Origin of the sequence: Methanoculleus taiwanensis (assembly GCF_004102725.1) — an archaeon.
GTDB classification, from domain to species: Archaea; Halobacteriota; Methanomicrobia; order Methanomicrobiales; family Methanoculleaceae; genus Methanoculleus_A; species Methanoculleus_A taiwanensis.
Genome location: NZ_LHQS01000002.1, coordinates 476347 through 493219 on the forward strand (window position 1 = coordinate 476347; position 16873 = coordinate 493219).

General features: G+C 62.1%; 18 protein-coding genes and 1 tRNA gene. 9 read left to right on the forward strand and 10 right to left on the reverse strand.

The genetic code is table 11. The annotated features are described in order from the left end of the window. The first annotated feature begins 6 nt into the window (after window positions 1-6). The 4 genes from ABH15_RS07190 to ABH15_RS07205 all read left to right on the forward strand — a co-directional run bounded on the left by ABH15_RS07190 (window position 7) and on the right by ABH15_RS07205 (window position 2714). Window positions 7-642: a hypothetical protein gene (locus ABH15_RS07190; protein WP_128693683.1), complete on the forward strand. Its 636-nt coding sequence runs from the start codon at window positions 7-9 to the stop codon at window positions 640-642. A gap of 77 nt (window positions 643-719) precedes the next feature. Then, window positions 720-1355, forward strand: a complete 636-nt coding sequence (locus ABH15_RS07195) for a TMEM175 family protein (RefSeq protein ID WP_128693684.1) — start codon at window positions 720-722, stop codon at window positions 1353-1355. Between the two features lie 52 nt (window positions 1356-1407). Continuing rightward, entirely contained in the window at window positions 1408-2391 is a 984-nt protein-coding gene (locus ABH15_RS07200; protein WP_128693685.1) for a hypothetical protein, read from the forward strand. A gap of 41 nt (window positions 2392-2432) precedes the next feature. After that, complete coding sequence (locus ABH15_RS07205; protein WP_128693686.1) at window positions 2433-2714, forward strand: hypothetical protein; 282 nt, start codon at window positions 2433-2435, stop codon at window positions 2712-2714. Here the strand turns inward: ABH15_RS07205 and ABH15_RS07210 are convergent. Genes ABH15_RS07210 through iorA form a run of 3 tightly spaced genes read right to left on the reverse strand, consistent with a single transcriptional unit; the run spans window position 2711 to window position 6624 of the window. Continuing rightward, complete coding sequence (locus ABH15_RS07210) at window positions 2711-4216, reverse strand: class I SAM-dependent methyltransferase (RefSeq protein ID WP_241648035.1); 1506 nt, start codon at window positions 4214-4216, stop codon at window positions 2711-2713. The genes ABH15_RS07205 and ABH15_RS07210 overlap by 4 nt on opposite strands. 57 nt (window positions 4217-4273) lie before the next feature. Continuing rightward, complete coding sequence (gene iorB / locus ABH15_RS07215) at window positions 4274-4858, reverse strand: indolepyruvate ferredoxin oxidoreductase subunit beta (protein ID WP_128693687.1); 585 nt, start codon at window positions 4856-4858, stop codon at window positions 4274-4276. Continuing rightward, window positions 4855-6624 (reverse strand): indolepyruvate ferredoxin oxidoreductase subunit alpha, encoded by a 1770-nt coding sequence (gene iorA, locus ABH15_RS07220; protein ID WP_128693688.1) that lies wholly within the window; start codon window positions 6622-6624, stop codon window positions 4855-4857. The genes iorB and iorA overlap by 4 nt, the downstream gene beginning before the upstream one ends. Window positions 6625-6733: 109 nt before the next feature. Between iorA and ABH15_RS07225 the strand changes: the two genes are divergently transcribed. Together ABH15_RS07225 and ABH15_RS07230 are read left to right on the forward strand one after the other, a co-directional pair. Then, a tRNA-Ile gene (locus ABH15_RS07225) sits at window positions 6734-6806 on the forward strand. A 307-nt stretch (window positions 6807-7113) separates the two neighbouring features. Then, on the forward strand, window positions 7114-7566 hold the full coding sequence (locus ABH15_RS07230) for a hypothetical protein (RefSeq protein WP_128693689.1): 453 nt from the start codon (window positions 7114-7116) through the stop codon (window positions 7564-7566). A gap of 3 nt (window positions 7567-7569) precedes the next feature. Here the strand turns inward: ABH15_RS07230 and ABH15_RS07235 are convergent, their stop codons facing one another. From ABH15_RS07235 to ABH15_RS07260, 6 genes are all read right to left on the reverse strand, one after another. Next, window positions 7570-8094 carry a hypothetical protein gene (locus ABH15_RS07235; RefSeq protein ID WP_128693690.1) on the reverse strand — a complete coding sequence of 175 codons (525 nt, stop codon included), beginning with the start codon at window positions 8092-8094 and terminating at the stop codon, window positions 7570-7572. 64 nt (window positions 8095-8158) lie between these two features. Then, window positions 8159-8965, reverse strand: a complete 807-nt coding sequence (locus ABH15_RS07240; protein ID WP_128693691.1) for a metal ABC transporter permease — start codon at window positions 8963-8965, stop codon at window positions 8159-8161. 3 nt (window positions 8966-8968) lie between these two features. Continuing rightward, window positions 8969-9733, reverse strand: a complete 765-nt coding sequence (locus tag ABH15_RS07245; protein WP_338323524.1) for a metal ABC transporter ATP-binding protein — start codon at window positions 9731-9733, stop codon at window positions 8969-8971. Continuing rightward, the gene (locus ABH15_RS07250) at window positions 9733-10623 is read right to left on the reverse strand and encodes a metal ABC transporter solute-binding protein, Zn/Mn family (RefSeq protein ID WP_128693693.1); all 891 of its coding nucleotides are present in this window, start codon (window positions 10621-10623) and stop codon (window positions 9733-9735) included. Before ABH15_RS07250 ends, ABH15_RS07245 begins: the two co-directional genes overlap by 1 nt. 27 nt (window positions 10624-10650) lie before the next feature. Then, window positions 10651-11106, reverse strand: a complete 456-nt coding sequence (locus tag ABH15_RS07255; protein ID WP_128693694.1) for a metal-dependent transcriptional regulator — start codon at window positions 11104-11106, stop codon at window positions 10651-10653. A 43-nt stretch (window positions 11107-11149) separates the two neighbouring features. Further along, window positions 11150-12379, reverse strand: coding sequence for a MiaB/RimO family radical SAM methylthiotransferase (locus tag ABH15_RS07260; protein ID WP_128693695.1), 1230 nt, complete (start codon window positions 12377-12379; stop codon window positions 11150-11152). A 186-nt stretch (window positions 12380-12565) separates the two neighbouring features. Between ABH15_RS07260 and nadX the strand changes: the two genes are divergently transcribed. Genes nadX through nadC form a run of 3 tightly spaced genes read left to right on the forward strand, consistent with a single transcriptional unit; the run spans window position 12566 to window position 15077 of the window. Continuing rightward, entirely contained in the window at window positions 12566-13324 is a 759-nt protein-coding gene (gene nadX / locus ABH15_RS07265) for an aspartate dehydrogenase (protein ID WP_128693696.1), read from the forward strand. Window positions 13325-13326: 2 nt separating this feature from the next. Beyond that, window positions 13327-14217 carry a quinolinate synthase NadA gene (gene nadA / locus ABH15_RS07270; protein WP_128693697.1) on the forward strand — a complete coding sequence of 297 codons (891 nt, stop codon included), beginning with the start codon at window positions 13327-13329 and terminating at the stop codon, window positions 14215-14217. Between the two features lie 5 nt (window positions 14218-14222). Then, entirely contained in the window at window positions 14223-15077 is an 855-nt protein-coding gene (nadC, locus tag ABH15_RS07275) for a carboxylating nicotinate-nucleotide diphosphorylase (protein WP_128693698.1), read from the forward strand. A gap of 4 nt (window positions 15078-15081) precedes the next feature. Here nadC and ABH15_RS07280 read toward each other — a convergent pair whose 3' ends face one another. Then, complete coding sequence (locus ABH15_RS07280) at window positions 15082-16446, reverse strand: MEDS domain-containing protein (protein ID WP_164913662.1); 1365 nt, start codon at window positions 16444-16446, stop codon at window positions 15082-15084. Between the last annotated feature and the right edge of the window lie 427 nt (window positions 16447-16873).

Here is a 16873-nt window from a genome sequence, read left to right on the forward strand (position 1 = left end):
ATCCGTATGGAACAGGCGAAGGTGGCTCACAGCGATATCGTCGAGGCGTACGACACGATTGCACGGGATATTCTGGGACGGCCGGAGAGCGTTCCGAGCGCGATCCATAACATCCTGCTCAAACTGGCGGAGACGCACCCCGGTGCGGTATACTGGATCACGCGGAAGTTCTCCCAGGAGTATCTCAAACTCTACGTCGCCGACACGGGCTACATCGGGATCGCCGACCGGTACGTTCCCGGAATGCTGTATCCGGGTGACATCGCCTTCTACGTGCTTCCCGAGAACCTGAGCGAAGGCGATGTCGTCCAGGTGATCTTCACCGACAAGGACGAGATGCGGGTCTTCGTCGTTCACGGAAAGGTTTCATCCCTGCAGGAGGACGGTTCGGTCGAGGTGGAGGATATCAGAAGCGGCGAAGCCTACACGGTCGTCCCCTGGAACCTCCTCGGCAAGGTCGCCAGAGTCGTTCCCTTCCGCTCCGAGGAGTGGAACGACCTCTTCCCGCAGACAGGGGTGCCGGAGGACTGGATCACGACCGCTCTTGAGGAGACTATCCGGAACGTGCAGTCCACCGGCATGCCGGATGCGGAAGCGGTGGTGAGCGAGCTCAAAAGCCGCCTCCAGGAACTCGTGCACTGATCCTGCGCCACTCTCTTTTTGTATCCGGCCTGTGCAGGACGGAAGCGTTCATCAGGCTCCCGGGCGACGAATACAGTATGAGTACACCTGTCGACGGGGCTCTGGGCGGCACCGACGCCGAGGGGATGAGCACCCACCGGCTCGAAGCGCTGACCGACGGGATCTTCGCCATCGCGATGACGCTTCTCGTGCTGAACCTCGATGTTCCGGATGTTCCTCTGGAGACGGCCGCAAGCGCCGTTCCGGCCTTCCTCCTCTCGAACTGGCCGCAGTTCACCAATTATGCGGTCGCGTTCTTCGTGCTCGCCGGGTTCTGGACCGTCCACCATAAACAGTTCCACTCGATCCGGCATGTAACCGGGCCTCTGCTCTGGCTAAACATCCTCGCGCTGCTCTTTGTTGCCCTCGTCCCGTTTACGACGTCGCTCTCCGGAGATTACCATCCCATCCTGCTCTCTGCCGTCATCTTCGACGTGAACTTCCTGATCATCGGGATCATCTATCTGGTGCAGTGGCTGTACGTCTCGGGCAACCCGGAGCGGTTCCTGCACGCGAGTGTCGACGGGCATCGCATTGTGCAGGCGAAAAGGAGGCTTCTCGTCCTCCCTCTGGCCGCCACTGCGGCGCTTGCCATATCGGTCATCATCGCTCCCGGGTTAAACGGGTTTGGGTATCTCATCATCCCGATCCTGCTCGCCGCTCTCCGCAGGTGACAGGAGAGCCACCTGCCGAACCTTTTTGAGCTCAGCCGCCATCCTGACGTGCATGAAACACCTGATTGTGTTCGTACTGATCGCACTCTGTCTTCTGCCTGCAGTATCGGACGCATTCGTCTTCATCTCGGATGATCAGGCGGTGATAGCGACACCGATCGACGATGATGTAATTGCATCCGGCGGGACGATCCTGGTGAACGCTCCGGTACGGAGTCTGATCGCCACCGGGGGCTCGATCATCGTCAACGCCCCGGTTGCAGGGGACGTGATCGCCGCCGGCGGGACCATTATCGTCGGTGCCGATGTCGACGGCAAGGTGCTTGCGGCAGGGGGAAGCATCGGGATCAACGGAACCGTGGAGAACGTCTTTCTCACCGGGGGGACGGTGGTTCTCGGGTCGTCCGCAACGGTGCTCCGGGACGCGGTGATCAGCGCCGGGAGCGTTACCAATGCAGGAACCGTGGTGCGGAACCTGAGCGTCTCCGCCGGCACCTTCGAAAACCCCGGTACCGCCGGAGCCATCACCTACGAGCAGCAGGGCGGGCCGGATATGCCGGGTGGATTCGGCCTGCTCTCACTCCTCGTCACCGTCGGCTTCCTCTTCCTCGGGGTTATCCTGATCCAGATCTTTCCCGAGGAGTTTGCCCACGTCGTACGCGAGGTCGTAACCAATCCGATCATCAAGACGATCGTCGGATTCTTCGGCGTCATCATATCGACCCTCATCCTCCTCGTGATCGCGATCACCGTCATAGGTCTGCCCATCGCCGCTGTTCTCGGGATGTTCTTTCTCGTTGCGGTCCTGCTCTCGAGCCTCTTTGTTGCCTTCGCCCTCGGGGACGTCGTCGTCTCGCGCCTCCGGTGGAAGACGGGGGTTACCGCAATCTTTGTGCTCGGTTTCGTCCTGTTGCAGATCTCCTACCTCATTCCGGTGCTTGGCTGGCTCGTCCAGGTAGGGGCGGTCAGTCTCGGGTACGGCGCGTTCCTCTATGCCCTGCGGGACGCGTGGCGGGTGTACTCGGGGGCGGCGTGAGGCGGAATACCTTTTTCCGGTGTCCGAGAGAGAAGAAGGGTATGGAACCGCACGACCTGAATATGGCCGCACAACCCTGCCGATGGTGCGGCGGCACCGGCAGAAGCAACGAACTCCACCGGAGGTATGCTCCGGGCACCTGCCGTGCCTGTGCCGGAGCCGGCACCGTCCTCGTCTATCTGCCGGCATCGGCATGCCCGGGGTGCGGGGGGACAGGCGTGCACGGCATCCGTGACCCGGTCTACGGCAGCGTTCCCTGCCACGACTGTTCCGGCACCGGGTGGAGTTTCTTCATGCACCGGTTCGACGGTGACGGCGTCTAACTGTCGGCGGGGCTCGTGCCGGGCGAGACCCGTTCGATTGTGGTATCCGGCTGGATAACGAGGTTGTAGGCGTCGTGTTCCCGGTTGTAGCGGACGACGACGCCGGAGATCCGGACGATATCGCCGTAGGGTGTGTTCTGCAGGATATACCGGTTCTCGCCCTTCAGGTAGCGGGGAACGATCGCGTAGACAGGGTTTGCGGGCGTCCCGTCGCAGAGTTTATAGACCTTCGAGTCGGCATCCCCGAGGTTGCCGGACATGACCGCGGCGACGACGTTGATCCGCCTGTTCCGGTGGCGCTGGAGCTGCGAGAAGCGGGCGGCCTTCGCCCCGGCGGGCACCCGGTAGTCGCAGCGCGCCTGCCGGTCTTTTCTGATCGTTGCCGAGGAGTATTTGATATCGGTATTGACGAACCGGTAGCCCTCGGAACCTTCGGCAAGCCCCTTCATCAGCCGTGTCGGGCGGATGTCGATCTTCTGCTCGAACGTCCAGCACCGGGAAGGGTTGCAGTGCGTGCCCCAGATGAACGAGCACGGCCGGTAGATGGCAAGGTCGCTCTTCGCCAGCTCGAGGACGGTCTCGCGCATCGTGGTCGCGTTGGCGAGATCCGCGGGCTCGACGATGACGATCGTCCCGTCGTCGGCGAGGCGATCCGCGAGGGAGAGGACGAGCTCGGCACGTTCTTTGACGGAGATCTGGCGGAGTTCGTTCAGCACGTTCGAGAAGACCATAAGATCGATCTTGCCCGGGACGGCGCCCTTCGGCAGCGCCTGCAGGTCGGCGAGGAGCGGCTTTTCAACGGTCACTCTCCCGCCGGGTGCGGCCGCCGGAGGCACGAGGGCGTTATAGGCCTCGAGGTTTTCTTCGGAACGGTCGATGGCAAAGATGCGGGCACTCCCCTGCCCGAGTCGGTCGAGGAGATCGATGATCGCGAGCGGCACGACACCGGGGCCTGACCCGACGTCGAGGATCCGCATCCGTTCCTTGACGAGCCCGTCTTCGATGAGCTGCCAGAGGATGTGCTCGAACTGCACCAGGTAAACCGGGGCGTGGTAGCCGAGATAGCCGAGCACCTGGTAGCCTTTCTGGTATCTGCCCGCCTGCTCTCTCCAGTAGCGGCTCTTCTGTGCGAGGATGGTGCTCCTCATCCGTTCGAGCACCGTCGGGTCATCCCACGCTTTTCCGGTCTTCTTCTCGATGTAGGCCTCGATGAGCTGCTGGGTGCTCTCGGGGACGGCGGGAGACCGGAAGAACGCCTCCTGCCGCTTTCGTCCGCCGCCCGTGGGGGTAAGCGGCCCCGGCGGCGGCATCCGCGCGAGCTCGTAATCCTCGCCCCGGGGGCGGATCGTAAGGTCGAGGCCCTGGAGGGCGGGCTCTATCGCTGCCGCGAGATCCGGCAGCGACCGCTCGTCCGCCAGGCACTGCCTGACTTCGGAGAGGCGGAAACTGGCCGATCTCGCCGCCAGATGCTTCAGGGTTGCAATGACCTCCTGCTCGCTCATGGTCTTATCTCCTCTCCTGCTGGGTTAATAGGAGTTGTGGAGCGAGCAGCCATCCGATCAGCATCCGCGGTCGGTACTCCGGCCGATACGGAATGCCTTCTCATTGATCTCGATCGTCTTTTTCGGGACGCATTTTCTGACCGCTTCGAGAAGCGCCTCCGGGGAGAGCGGGATATCGACCGAGGCGGCACCGAGCATGACGATGTTCTGCGCGAGCGTGCTGCCCGCCTCTGCGGCGAGTGCCGCCGCATCGACGCAGGTGACGGAGAGCCCCGCAAGGCCGGTGAGAATCTCGCTCTCGTCCGGGATCTGGAGGTTCTGCATGTATACCGAGGTCGGCGGAACGAACCGGCTGTTCGTCACGACTCTGCCACCCTCCGGCAGGTAGTGGCGGTAGCGGAGCGCTTCGAGGAGATCGAAGGCGATCAGGAGATCGGCCGTTCCCGGCGCGATCAGCGAACCGTGCTCGGCACCGATGCGGACGTGGCTCTCGACCGATCCACCCCGCTGGGCCATGCCGTGCGTCTCCGCACTGCGGACGGGCTTTCCTTCGGCGATGCATGCCTCCCCGAGGACGTTTGAGGCGAGCACCGTGCCCTGCCCGCCGATCCCGACTATCAGAATATCGAACGAGTCTTTCATCGTCTCCCCTCCTTTCGAATGGCGCCTGCAGGACAGATGTCGGCGCAGACCCCGCACCCGGCACAGAGTTCGGTCACGAACGCTTTCTCGTCCACGAACGCGATCGCCGGGCAGCCGAACGAGCGGCAGACGCCGCACCCGGTGCAGCGGTCGGTATCCACGGCATAGGGCTTTCGCTTCATCCCGGCGCGGCGTGCCGAGATGACGCAGGGCTGCTTTGCGATGATCACTTTGACGCCGCTTTTTTCCTTCGCCTGGCGGAAGGTGGAAAGGAGCATCGGAAGATCGTAGGGGTCGACCGTCTCGACGAACGCAACGCCGCAGGCGCGGCAGATGGCGTCGAGCGATATTGGAGTACTCTCCTCGCCCATCGCCGTCACACCGGTGTTCGGATTCGGCTGGTGGCCGGTCATGGCGGTAATCCGGTTGTCGAGGATCACTACCGTCATATCCGCGCCGTTGTAGACGGCGTTTAAGAGGCCCGGTATCCCGGTATGGAGGAAGGTCGAATCCCCTATGGTGCAGACGACATCCCGCTCCTCACCGGACTGTTTCATTCCGCTGCCGACCGTGATCGAGGCGCCCATGCAGATCGTCGTATCGACGCCGCCGAGCTGGAGGCCGAGGGTGTAGCACCCGATGTCGCTTGGGAATATGCCGTCTTTGAAGACCTTCCGCATTGCGTAGAAGGCGGAACGGTGCATGCAGCCCGCGCAGAGGATCGGCGGGCGCGGCGGTATTCCTTCGACCGGCGATGCGGGCGGGAAGGATTTCGTCGGGGCAAAGCCGGCCTTCTCCATGGCGAGTGCCACTCCGGCGGGGGAGAGTTCGCCCTCGAAGGGAACGGTGCCTGAGAGCTTTCCATAGACCTCGGCCGCGGTTGCAACCCTCCGCACCGCCTCCTCGACGACCGGTGCAAGCTCCTCGACGACGAGAACGCGCGTATGCCGCTCTACGAACCCGCGGAGCCAGTCCTCGTCGATCGGGTATGCTCCTACCTTCGCGAAGGAAATGTCGTCAGGGATAACCTCCTGGACGTAGGAGGCGGCAACGCCGCTTGCTATGATCCCGGTCGTTCCCCGGATCTCGGCGTGGTTATAGCCGAGCTCGACGAGCCGTTTTTTGATCCCCTGCTGCTTCTCGTTCAGTTTCACGTGAAGCACGCGGGTGTGCGCCGGGATGACCACGTACTGCTTCGGGTCGCGGCGGAACATGCCTTTGCGGTGCTCCTGCCCGACCTCGCCGAGCGTCACGTCGCTCTTCGAGTGGCAGATACGCGTCGTCGGCCGGAAGATGACGGGAAGGTTGAACTCTTCGGAGAGAGCGAATGCATCCCGGATCATATCGTGCGCCTCCTGGACGGTCGCGGGGTCGAGACAGGGTACCCGGGCGAAATGAGCGTAACACCGGGTGTCCTGCTCGTTCTGGGAGCTGTGTGCGAAGGGATCGTCGGCGGAAAGCACGACGAGTCCTCCCGTAACGCCGGTGTACGCGCTCGTCATCAGGGGATCCGCCGCGACGTTCAGGCCGACGTGCTTGGTCGTGAAGAGTGCGCGGGCGGTGCACCACGCAGCCGCGAGTGCGTTCTCATAGGCGACCTTCTCGTTCGTCGACCACTCCACGTAGAACGATCGTTCCCCCTGCGATCGGAGAATGTCTATCACTTCAGAAGAAGGCGTTCCCGGATAACCGCTTGCAAAATCGATATTTGCCTCAAGGCATCCGTGTGCGATGGCCTCGTTCCCGAGTAGGTATCGTGTTGCCATATCCACTCTAAATGTACCTCAATCATCGGTTTTTAAGATACTGATCCGAAACTCGATTCAAAACCCTTAATACCTACGACGAGAGAAGTAGTAGGGTAGTTCCATAAGGGGGCCCGTAGCATAGCTGGTGGTGCACCCGGCTGATAACCGGGAGGTCATGCGTTCGAATCGCATCGGGCCCATTTTCCCTTCTTTGCATTTCTAATCGGATAAAACCGGCTTTCCGAATCCCTTCTCCGGCGCCTGTCTTCTGCGTTTTCTGCTTTTGTTTCTGCCTCTTTAAAATACGTTTTCCCTTTCATAGCCGGGGCGTTCGTCGATTCCGCGATGCGCGCCGGGGTACGCGGCGGGGAGCCGGTTATGCCGACCCCCGTCTCCGAACCGACGAGCAGATGGTTGAAGCAGGACCGCGTGACCCGGGGATGCTACGGTGCAGTGCCGCATCTCCCCTCTTGAAGGATTAATATCCCCTGCATGCCTATTCTCTGTATGGATAAAAACCAGAAAGCTGTCCTGGTCGTCGGACTTCTTGCGGTTCTGGGACTGCTCTTCATCAATATCTATCTCGCGCTCATCGCACTCGTCATCGTGCTCGTTCTCCTGATGAGCCTGCGGATCATGAGCGATGCCGTCGATAACCCCGAGATCGTCGCGGTACTGAACGAGGACGCGAAGGGAGTGACCGTGAGGAACCGGGGGAACGCCGAGGCGTTCAGGATTCACGTCGCCGTCGTTCCGCTCAACATCGAGTTCGACGTCCCGTCTCTGAAGGTGGATGAAACGTCGGAGTACGCGCTGCCGGTGATGATCGAGCAGGCAAAAGCGGTTGTCACCTATGAAAACGATCGCGGCCAGAAGTACAGTCAGTCATACGCGCTCTCGGCGCTTGGAGGCGACGAAGACCTATTAAAACCGGTATTCCCGATATTCGGGTGGAAATAAGGGTTATGAGGATAGATACTCGAGCGTCTTGCCGAGGGCGTCGACAAGCTCTCTCTCTTTCTGCAGGTATTCCCGCATCGCCCGGTAGAGCATAAACATGATCTCGTAGCCGTAGAGGTCGAGCGCGGTAGCCGGATCGAGCGGGTTTTTGTACGAATCAGTCCGGATCTCGGTTGAACTGTACATCAGTTCGTAAAAGGAGCCGTCTTCGGAGAGGACGCAGATCTGGGTGTCGACCGCCTTGTTCAGATCGTCCGGCCGATACGCGAGCGGTTCGGTCTTGCCGAGGAGGATCATCTTCTCAGGGTAGAACTCGGGATCGTAGAGTTCCCCATTCGCATCCTTCCGTGCCCGGTTAAGCATGGAAAGGCCGATCCGGGAGACGAGCGGTGCGGTTTCTTCGGCCATGCGGGCAAGGAGGGCGCCCTCCTGCTTTTTGATCTCCGCTGCACGCTCTTCCTCGACACCGGCGAGTTCTTTGAGGCTCTCGATCAGTCGGGCATAGCCCTCTTCAATAATCTCGTCCATAGGTCGTCTCCGTTCTTTCTTCGTGAACGTATTCTCTTGCCGCGCCCCGGATAAAGATGCCGGATCAGCGTCCGTTCCACACCCGTACGGCGACCGCGCCCGCGTACCCGGCGGTGCCTATCAGGATGATCGTCGCTCCCGAGGGGACGTCGAGGAGGTACGAGAGCCAGATTCCACCGGTCGTATAGAGGATGCCGAGCACGACGGAGAGGAGCATCATCGGTCGCAGGCGTGCTGTAAACTCCGCACTGGTCGCCGGAGGGAGGGTGAGAAGCGCGATCACGAGGATGATCCCGACAACGCGGATGAGCATCACCACCGTGCATGCGACGAGAGCGAGGAGGAGGAGGTAGAACGCCCGTACCGGGAGGTTCATGATCGTCGCGTACTCCTCGTCGAAGGTCACCGCGAGGAACTCATTGTAGAAGAGCATAACGAGCCCCACCGTCACGACGACGAGACCACCCATCAGCCAGAGGTCTCCTGCCGGGACGAGGAGAATGTTGCCGAAGAGGTAGCTGAAGAGGTCGGGAGCAAACCCCGGGGTGAGATAGACGAAGAGGATGCCTACTGCCATTCCGGCGGCCCAGACCGTGCCGATGAGCGTGTCCATCCGCTGCTTTGCAGAGAGGCGCACGGCGCCCATCCCGAGTGCGGCGGCCAGGGTGAATCCGAAGGCTCCGAGGATCGGATCGATCCCGAAGTAGTAGCCAAGGCCAATCCCGCCGAACGACGCATGCGAGATCCCGCCCGCGATGAAGACCATCCGTTTGACGACGACGTAGGTTCCGATGATACCGCAGGCGATGCTGGCAAGCATTCCTGCGAGAAGGGCGTTCTGAAAGAAGGCAAACTCCAGCACCTCGAGCACGGGCTACTCCTCCTCGTCGTGCTCGCGGAAGATCCGGTGAGGGAGGCCGTGAGCGATGAGGTCGACAGGGCAGTGGTACGTGGCGGAGAGCATGTCTTCGGTGATCTCGGCCGAGTCGTGCGTGTAGAGCCGCCGGTTGAGGCAGGCGACCTTCGTTACGTGCGACGAGATGACCCCGATATCGTGTGTCACGAGAACGATCGTCATCTCTGCCCGGAGCCGCTCCAGGGTCTCGTAGAACCGCATCTCCGTTGGGGTATCGACGTAGATCGTCGGCTCGTCGAGGAGGAGCACCTCCGGCTCTCCTGCAAGCGCCCGGGCGATGATCGCACGCTGCTGCTGACCGCCGGAGAGCGCCCGAAGCTCCCGGTCGGCGAGATCGGCGATCTCCATCATATCGAGCGCTCTTGCTGCATGGTCGTTGTCTATCTCGCGGTAACGCCGGATGGGGCCGGGGATGTGGCCGAGCCTGCCGGAGAGCACCATCTCCATCACGGTGACGGGGTAGGAGAAGTCGAACGTCCGGAACTGGGGGACGTACCCGAGCAGCTGCCGTTTCTCGCGGGGCGAACCGCCGAAGATGCGCACGCTGCCCTCCGAGGGATGGACGAGCCCGAGGATCACCTTGAGGAGCGTGGTCTTGCCGCTCCCGTTCGGGCCGATGATGGCGTAAAAGTCCTGCGGGTTGATGGTAAGGTTCACGCCTTCAAGTACGGGTCTCCCCCCGAGCCTGACCGAGACATTCTCAAGCGCGATAAGAGGATCCATCATGCCTCTTCGGTCGCGGTAAACGCCTCTGCCACCGTCTGCATATTCGCGGTGTAGTTCCGTGCGAGCGGGGAGACGAGCACGACCCTGCCGTCGACCTCGGCAGCGATGACCTCCGCGCTCCGGGTCGAGAACTCGGGCTCTGCGAAGATGACGGTGATATGCTCTGCCTTCGCCTCTTCGATAAGGCGGCTTAGGGTCTGGGGCGACGGCTCTTTCCCCTCCTCCTCGATTGGCACCTGGGTGAGGCCGTACTCCTCGGCGAAATACGTCCAGGCCGGATGGTACACCATGATCTTCTGCGTCCCGCTCTCTTCAACCGCCTGCCGGATATCCCGGTCGAGGCTCTCGAGCTCCTGCAGGTACGCGTCCGCATTCTGCCGGTAGTACTCCTGGTGCTCCGGATCGACGGCTGCAAGCCCTGCATAGATCTCCTCGACCATGATCCCCGCGTTCCGTGGCGACGTCCAGATGTGCGGGTCGGCCTCGATGAGGTCGACACCCTTTGAGCAGTCCACGACGAGCATAGCGGGGTTTAACCCGGTGATCTTATCCATCCACGCGCGTTCGAATTCGATGCCCGACCCCACCTTCGCGTACATCGCCGCCCGGCTCACGGCCGTCAGGTCTCCCGGTGTCGGTTCGTAGGTGTGCGGGCTTGCTCCCGGGGGCACCATGACCACGACCCGAACCCGGTCTCCCCCGACCCGCTCGACGAACTCTGCCTGCGGGGGGATCGTCACGGCGACGGTGATCGTATCGCCCGGAGTGTCCGGCTGCTCCACGCCGGTGCATCCGGCCGCGATAGCGAGCAGAAAGAGGGCGGCAAGTACGGCAGACGGGAGGTATGCGCTCGATACCGGTGTTCGTATAATCCCTGACGAGATCATGCTGCGTCCTCCGATTTTGCAGGTAAGCTAAATTCGGCGCCCGCTCTTCCCCGCCTCTCCGGAAGAGCAGCAGCAGATATCGTGCTCGATCCGGCCGCAGACGCTCATCATCGGGTGGCCGAGCGACGAGCATATCCTGTCGACCACCGCTCTCGAGACGCATCCTTCGAGTTTCTGCGCCTCCCTGCAGGCCTCATCCGCAGAAAGGCCGAACCTGCTGAGCATGAGCGCGACGATCCGGTGACGGCGGACGAGAAACCGTGCATACCGCTCCCCCTCATCTGTCAGCGCAAAACCGTGGTAGGGCGAGTGCTCGAGGTACCCGGCCCGCGCGATCTCTTCGAGCGTTCTCGTAGCGGTCGACGGGGCGACCGCGAAGTGTGCGGCAACCTCGCTGGTTCGGGCGGTCTCGCCGCGGATATGGATGTATTTGAGATACTCCGCCTTCTTTGCGGAGAGTTCGTGGCCGCTGATCTCCTGCATGCGAGGTAGTCTCGCGGTCATGCAGGTAAAGTTTGCGGTCTCTCTAAATGTGCTCTCCCCGATCGCGGATACGCCGCCCGATGACGTAGTGCCGCCTCTTCTCGGTGACGACCGCCCTTCCTTCGAATCCGAGCGGGAGATCCTCTCTGATGACGATGTTCATGTACTCCGGACTCCTCGCGACGACCGAACCGGCGGCCTTCCTCTCGGTCACCACGATCGGCGTCTCCGTCCCGATACGGCGGGAGTGGTAGTCGTCATAGATCCGGTCGGCCTCGGCGAGGAGCCGGCGCGACCGCTGTTTCCTGACGTAATCGGTGAGATCCTTCTCCCGGGCTGCAGGCGTCCCCGGCCGGCGCGAGTAGCGGGTGATATTCACCTTCGCAAACGCCGCCTCGCGGAGGAGCGCGATCGACTCTGCAAACTCGGCGTCGCTCTCGCCCGGGAACCCGGCGATGAAATCGGATGAGATGATCATCTCCGGATACCGCTCCCGGAACGCCCGGACGACGGCGAGGACGTCGGCGGCACGGTATCCACGCTGCATCCGTCCAAGAACGGCGTCCGAGCCGGACTGGACGGGCAGGTGGAGAAACCGGAAGATCTTCTCGCTATCGTAGGCCCGGGCAAGATCGTCGAGGATCGGAAGGACGGTCGCCGGGTTCATCATCCCGAGGCGGAGGCGGAAGCGTCCCGGAACCGTCACGATCTCCCGGAGGAGATCCGGGAGGCGCTCCCCGCGGTCGATCCCCCAGGCGGAGACGTCCTGGCCGGTGAGCTGGATCTCCTTCGCTCCGCCTGCTGCGAGGGTCCTGACGGCATCGAGGACTGCATCGACGGACTCGCTTGCGATCGCCCCGCGTGCACGGCGCGTGATACAGTAGCTGCAGCTCCCGACGCAGCCCGTGGCTATCTGGACGATGCCGACCGCTCCGTCTGCCGGCGTCCCGGCACTGCCGTACCGTTCCCGTATGCTCTCCGGGAGGATGATCCGGGGACTGCAGGCCGACTCTATCGCATCCATCCGGGCGAGCGGCATGCATCCGGTGAGGTAGAGTTCCTTATCGGCAAAGACCCGCATCCGGCGGATCATATGCCGCTCCGTCGCGCCGATGACGATGCAGGTGTTGATGACGACGGCCTCGGCCTCATCCGCGCCGACACGGGTGCACCCCTGCCCCTCCAGGATCGCGATCAGTTTCTGCGTGTCCGCGTGGTTGTAGGTGCAGCCGTACGACTCGATATAGACCTTCTTCCCTATCAGGCGCTCCATGGTTCGTCCCGAAAATCTCTGATTTTGTCCGTCCTCCAGCAATTTGCACTTCCCTATCCGCCGGAAGGATCCGGGCGGTTATTTTGCCTTCCCCTGCCTGTTCGGGGCGGATACGACGCGCCGGGGATGGGGCGGCAGTTCGTGGAGCACAATGCTTAACCGCTGATATTACTATCTCTTTATTCGATGATTAACGTAGGGTTGCTCGGATGCGGCAACGTCGGCCATATTCTTGCACGACATGCGGAGAACTTCCGGATCGTTGCTGTCTTTGACATAATCCCGGACCGGGCGCAGGAGCTTGCGGCGCTCAGTCACGCGGAGCCCTATGCCGATTTTGATGAGTTCCTCCGCCAGGATACCGATATCATCGTCGAGGCGGCGTCGGTCGCCGCCGTCAGGCGGTACGGCGAGGCTATCCTCGGGGCAGGAAAAGACCTCGTCGTTTTGAGCGGCGGCGCCCTTGCGGACGACGAGTTCCGCACCCGGCTTATCGAGGCAGCACGGAGCGCCGGGCGGAAGATCCGCGTGCCGAGCGGTGCCGTTACAGGCCTCGACAACTTAAAGATCGGGCAGATCTCCCCCCTGCAGACACTCCTCCTCCGGACGACGAAGTCTCCCGGATCGCTTGGGATCTCGACCCCTGCGCGAATGGAGATCTTTAAGGGGATGGCACACGAGTGTATAAAGCAATACCCGAAGAATATCAACGTCGCGGTAGCGCTGGGCCTTGCTGCCGGGAGGGAGGCTGACGTCGAGCTTTATGTCGATCCCGATGTGGAGCGGAACGTCCATGAGATATTTGCAGAAGGGGAGTTCGGGGACATTTACATCCGGGTGCGGAACGTCCCGAGCCCCGAGAACCCCGCGACAAGTTACATGGCCGCCCTCTCGATCCTGACGCTGCTCAAGAACCTTGACAATCCTCTGGTGGTGGGGACATAGCAATGGAAAAGGAGCTTCTGGCACTTAAATCTGAGAAAAATGCCGTTATTCTGGCACATAATTATCAGCCGGCGGCAGTCAGGGCGGTCGCCGACGCCGTGGGCGACAGCCTCGAACTCGCCCTCCTCGCGCGCGACGTGACGGCCGATTGCATCGTCGTCTGCGGCGTCCTCTTCATGGCCGAGACGGCAAAGCTCGTGAACCCCGAGCGGAAGGTGCTTCTCCCGGCACGGGATGCGGGCTGCCCGCTCGCGGATCACCTCACTCCCGGGATGATCGAAAAGGCACGGGAAGAACACCCGGATGCCGCCGTCGCCGTCTACGTCAACAGCACCGCCGGGTGCAAAGCGCTCGCCGATATCACCTGCACATCCGCAAACGCCGTCCGGGTCGTCCGGTCGCTTGCAGAGGAGGAGGTGATCTTCGGCCCCGACGCAAACCTTGCCGCCTACGTGCAGCGGCAGGTGCCGGAGAAAAGAATAATTCCCACCCCTCCCGGCGGGCACTGCTACGTCCATACCGGTTTTACCCTCGCCGACGTCGAGGCTGCGAGAGCCCGGGGCTGCACCATAGTCTGCCACCCCGAGTGCCGCCCCGAGATCCAGGAACGTGCCGATATCATCGCCTCGACCGGGGGCATGGTCCGCGGAGGCGCCACCGCAGGCTGCTGGTCGGTCTTTACGGAGCGGGATATGGTATTGCGCCTCCGTTCCCTGTACCCGGATGGGACGTTCTGTGAGAAAGCGGACGCCGTCTGCGATGATATGAAGAAGATCACGCTGGCCGGACTCCTCCGCTCGCTTGAGCGGGAAGAGCACGAGGTTACGGTTCCGGATGAGGTCATGCATCCTGCCCGCCGCGCGATCGAGCGGATGCTGGCAGTGCCGGAGTGAGCCTGATGATCCCGATCGATCATCTCCTCGGGTTCATCGAGGAGGATGCCCCCTGGGGAGACGTGACGAGCGACGCCGTCATCCCCGACGTCGTCTGTAGGGCGGAGGTGCATGCAAAGGCAGCGGGGACGATCGCCGGCCTTGCGGAGGCACGTGCGCTCTTTGAGCATTACGGCGTGGCCGTGCGGCAGCGGATCGCCGACGGAAAGTCGGTCTCGCCGGGCGAGGCGCTTCTCGAGCTCGAGGGGTCGGCAAAGGCGATTCTGCTCGTGGAGCGGACGGCGCTCAATATCATCGGGCGAATGAGCGGGATAGCGACGAAGACCCGATCCTGTGTCGAGACGGTGCGGACGGTCTCTCCCCACGTCCGCGTTGCTGCAACGAGAAAGACCTGCCCGGGACTACGGGTTCTCGACAAAAAAGCGGTCGAGCTCGGGGGCGGCGACCCGCACCGTTTCACGCTCAGCGATATGGTTCTGATAAAAGACAACCACCTTGCCGTCGTTCCGCTTCCAGAGGCGATTCGAAAAGCCCGTGCGGGGAGCCTCTACCGGACGATCGAGGTGGAGGTCGAGTCTCCGGGAGATGCCGTCCTTGCCGCAGAGGCGGGTGCGGATATCGTGCTGCTCGACAATATGTCGCCGGCAGAGGTGCGCGGTGCGATCCTGGCCCTTGAAGAGGTGGGTCTTCGGCAGCAGATCATCGTCGAGGTCTCGGGCGGGGTCACCGGGGCGACCTTGGCGGCGTATGCGGGCACGGGTGCCGATGCCGTCAGTATGGGCGCTCTCACCCATTCGGTCGAGAACTTCGATGTGAGCCTTACGATTCTGAAGGGCGTGCAGTCGTTCCGCCTTGAGTAGCGGTCTACCTGACAGGTCCTGCCCGCTCCGGGGTCATATACCTGCTCAGTGTCTGCTGCCGCGCTCCGGCCTCCGCCAGCCGCTGCTCCTTCCGGGTGCGCCGGATTTTCTTTCTCCTCCGGGCAGCCTTCTTCTCTCCCTCCGGGGCATGCAGGGCGGGAGGTTCATTCTTTAACAGAAACTCCCGGACTTTTCGTGACTCAAGCCAGCCTTCGTCAAGCTGCCGGACCGTCTCGTTTATCTTTCGGACCTGCTGGCGGATCTGTTCGGACTGCTCGTCTTCCATCAGATCCGCCCACCCGAGGATCACCTGCAGCGGATGGCGGAGGTGGTCGCCGAGGATCGCAAACTGCTCGATGTTCTTCTCGATCTGATCGTAGGCGTGCTTCTTGACGACGACCTGATCCGTAACGTCGCGGCAGACCCCTTCATACCCGATCACGAGATCGTGCCCGGTTATCGGGGATGCATAGATCTCGACGACGGATCTGCTGCCGTCGGCGCGTACGAGTTCCGCCTGCAGCCATCCGCCCTCCGGTTCGCCCGCGAGTGTCGTCCAGAACCGTTCGAGCTCCCGGTCGAAGGGTGGAAGGAGAAACTCGCGAAGATTCCTCCCGATCACCTCACCGGCAGCATATCCGAAGACCTTCTCCACCGCGTGCGAGATGAAGGTGATCGTGCCTTCTCCATCGCAGATGAAGACGACATCGGCACTCGTATGAGCGATATGCCGGATTCGCTCTTCACCGGTGCAGGGTCTGCCGGAAGGCCGGCGTCGCGGCATCTGCTCGACTCCTCGCCAGCGGCCGTTCTGTTTTATCAGCATAAAATCGTGGCCGGCCGCGACGTCGACGATCCCGGAGATGCCGCACCGGCGAAGGGAGTATGTGCAGAGGGCGACTATCCTGCGGCTGTCGATGATCCTGTGGAGGGTGGCTCCGGCACGGCAGAATGCTTTCGCGTTCTCCGTCTCGGGCGAAGGCATAGTCCCAAGCAGGAATACTCCCGTATACCCCTGTTCCAGCGCCTGCTCCTCATCGGCGATCCACCTGTTCACGACCGACTCGGGATCGACGCGGCCGTCTGCTGAGAATACCTCGTCGCAGTCCCGCAACGTGATCCGGCCGGATGAGATCTGCTCATCGAGACCGGGAATTACTCTGCGAAGAGCCTTCTGTGCATCGCCGATGCCGAAGGGTGCCGACGTCAGACAGATGCAGGCAGCGTTTCTCTCGACGGCCGCCCTCACGAACGGGACGGCGAGCTCGGCAAGTTCCTGCCGGTTCCGGTAGAGCATGCCGATCTGCGTTCCCCAGGGAACGGTTACGAAGGCATCGTTCTCCGGGGTGCTGATTCTGTCTTTCGTCATAACGCCCATCCTGCCAGGTCCTTCTCCGGGTTCGGGAAGGCCGGCCGCCCGGCCTAATCGCCTTTTTTCCCAAACAGGGAGACCCGTGGGGGTGTAAGGAATACTAACTGTATTATACCTCACGTTTTATTTAATAAAAAGATTTCCTATGCTCGCATATAAATCTCCGCGTCTCCAATCCGGTGAAAGTGCTCTGGGAGACCCTGCGAACCGTGGTCTGCCGCCGGTACCCGGGGGCGGTGCCGGCTCCTGCATCCGGAGGCCCTGAATGGCGTCCTGCTACGGTAAGCCGCCTCAAAAACGATCCGGGCCTCGGGGGATGATCCGGGCAGCGCTCTTCTCCGGCGATGCCTGCCCGTCACCCTGCACACGTTCCTCTGCAGTACGTATCGCCGGCGTATCTGCTCTACCCAAAAAAGAGGTCTCT

Excerpts from the sequence above, each read along its gene's own strand:
- ABH15_RS07190 (WP_128693683.1), top strand. The coding sequence starts at position 7 with ATGGAACAGGCGAAGGTGGCTCACAGCGATATCGTCGAGGCGTACGAC.
- ABH15_RS07195 (WP_128693684.1), top strand. The coding sequence starts at position 720 with ATGAGTACACCTGTCGACGGGGCTCTGGGCGGCACCGACGCCGAGGGG.
- ABH15_RS07200 (WP_128693685.1), top strand. The coding sequence starts at position 1,408 with ATGAAACACCTGATTGTGTTCGTACTGATCGCACTCTGTCTTCTGCCT.
- ABH15_RS07205 (WP_128693686.1), top strand. The coding sequence starts at position 2,433 with ATGGAACCGCACGACCTGAATATGGCCGCACAACCCTGCCGATGGTGC.
- ABH15_RS07210 (WP_241648035.1), bottom strand. The coding sequence starts at position 4,216 with ATGAGCGAGCAGGAGGTCATTGCAACCCTGAAGCATCTGGCGGCGAGA.
- iorB (WP_128693687.1), bottom strand. The coding sequence starts at position 4,858 with ATGAAAGACTCGTTCGATATTCTGATAGTCGGGATCGGCGGGCAGGGC.
- iorA (WP_128693688.1), bottom strand. The coding sequence starts at position 6,624 with ATGGCAACACGATACCTACTCGGGAACGAGGCCATCGCACACGGATGC.
- ABH15_RS07230 (WP_128693689.1), top strand. The coding sequence starts at position 7,114 with ATGGATAAAAACCAGAAAGCTGTCCTGGTCGTCGGACTTCTTGCGGTT.
- ABH15_RS07235 (WP_128693690.1), bottom strand. The coding sequence starts at position 8,094 with ATGGACGAGATTATTGAAGAGGGCTATGCCCGACTGATCGAGAGCCTC.
- ABH15_RS07245 (WP_338323524.1), bottom strand. The coding sequence starts at position 9,733 with ATGGATCCTCTTATCGCGCTTGAGAATGTCTCGGTCAGGCTCGGGGGG.
- ABH15_RS07250 (WP_128693693.1), bottom strand. The coding sequence starts at position 10,623 with ATGATCTCGTCAGGGATTATACGAACACCGGTATCGAGCGCATACCTC.
- ABH15_RS07255 (WP_128693694.1), bottom strand. The coding sequence starts at position 11,106 with ATGCAGGAGATCAGCGGCCACGAACTCTCCGCAAAGAAGGCGGAGTAT.
- ABH15_RS07260 (WP_128693695.1), bottom strand. The coding sequence starts at position 12,379 with ATGGAGCGCCTGATAGGGAAGAAGGTCTATATCGAGTCGTACGGCTGC.
- nadX (WP_128693696.1), top strand. The coding sequence starts at position 12,566 with ATGATTAACGTAGGGTTGCTCGGATGCGGCAACGTCGGCCATATTCTT.
- nadA (WP_128693697.1), top strand. The coding sequence starts at position 13,327 with ATGGAAAAGGAGCTTCTGGCACTTAAATCTGAGAAAAATGCCGTTATT.
- nadC (WP_128693698.1), top strand. The coding sequence starts at position 14,223 with ATGATCCCGATCGATCATCTCCTCGGGTTCATCGAGGAGGATGCCCCC.
- ABH15_RS07280 (WP_164913662.1), bottom strand. The coding sequence starts at position 16,446 with ATGACGAAAGACAGAATCAGCACCCCGGAGAACGATGCCTTCGTAACC.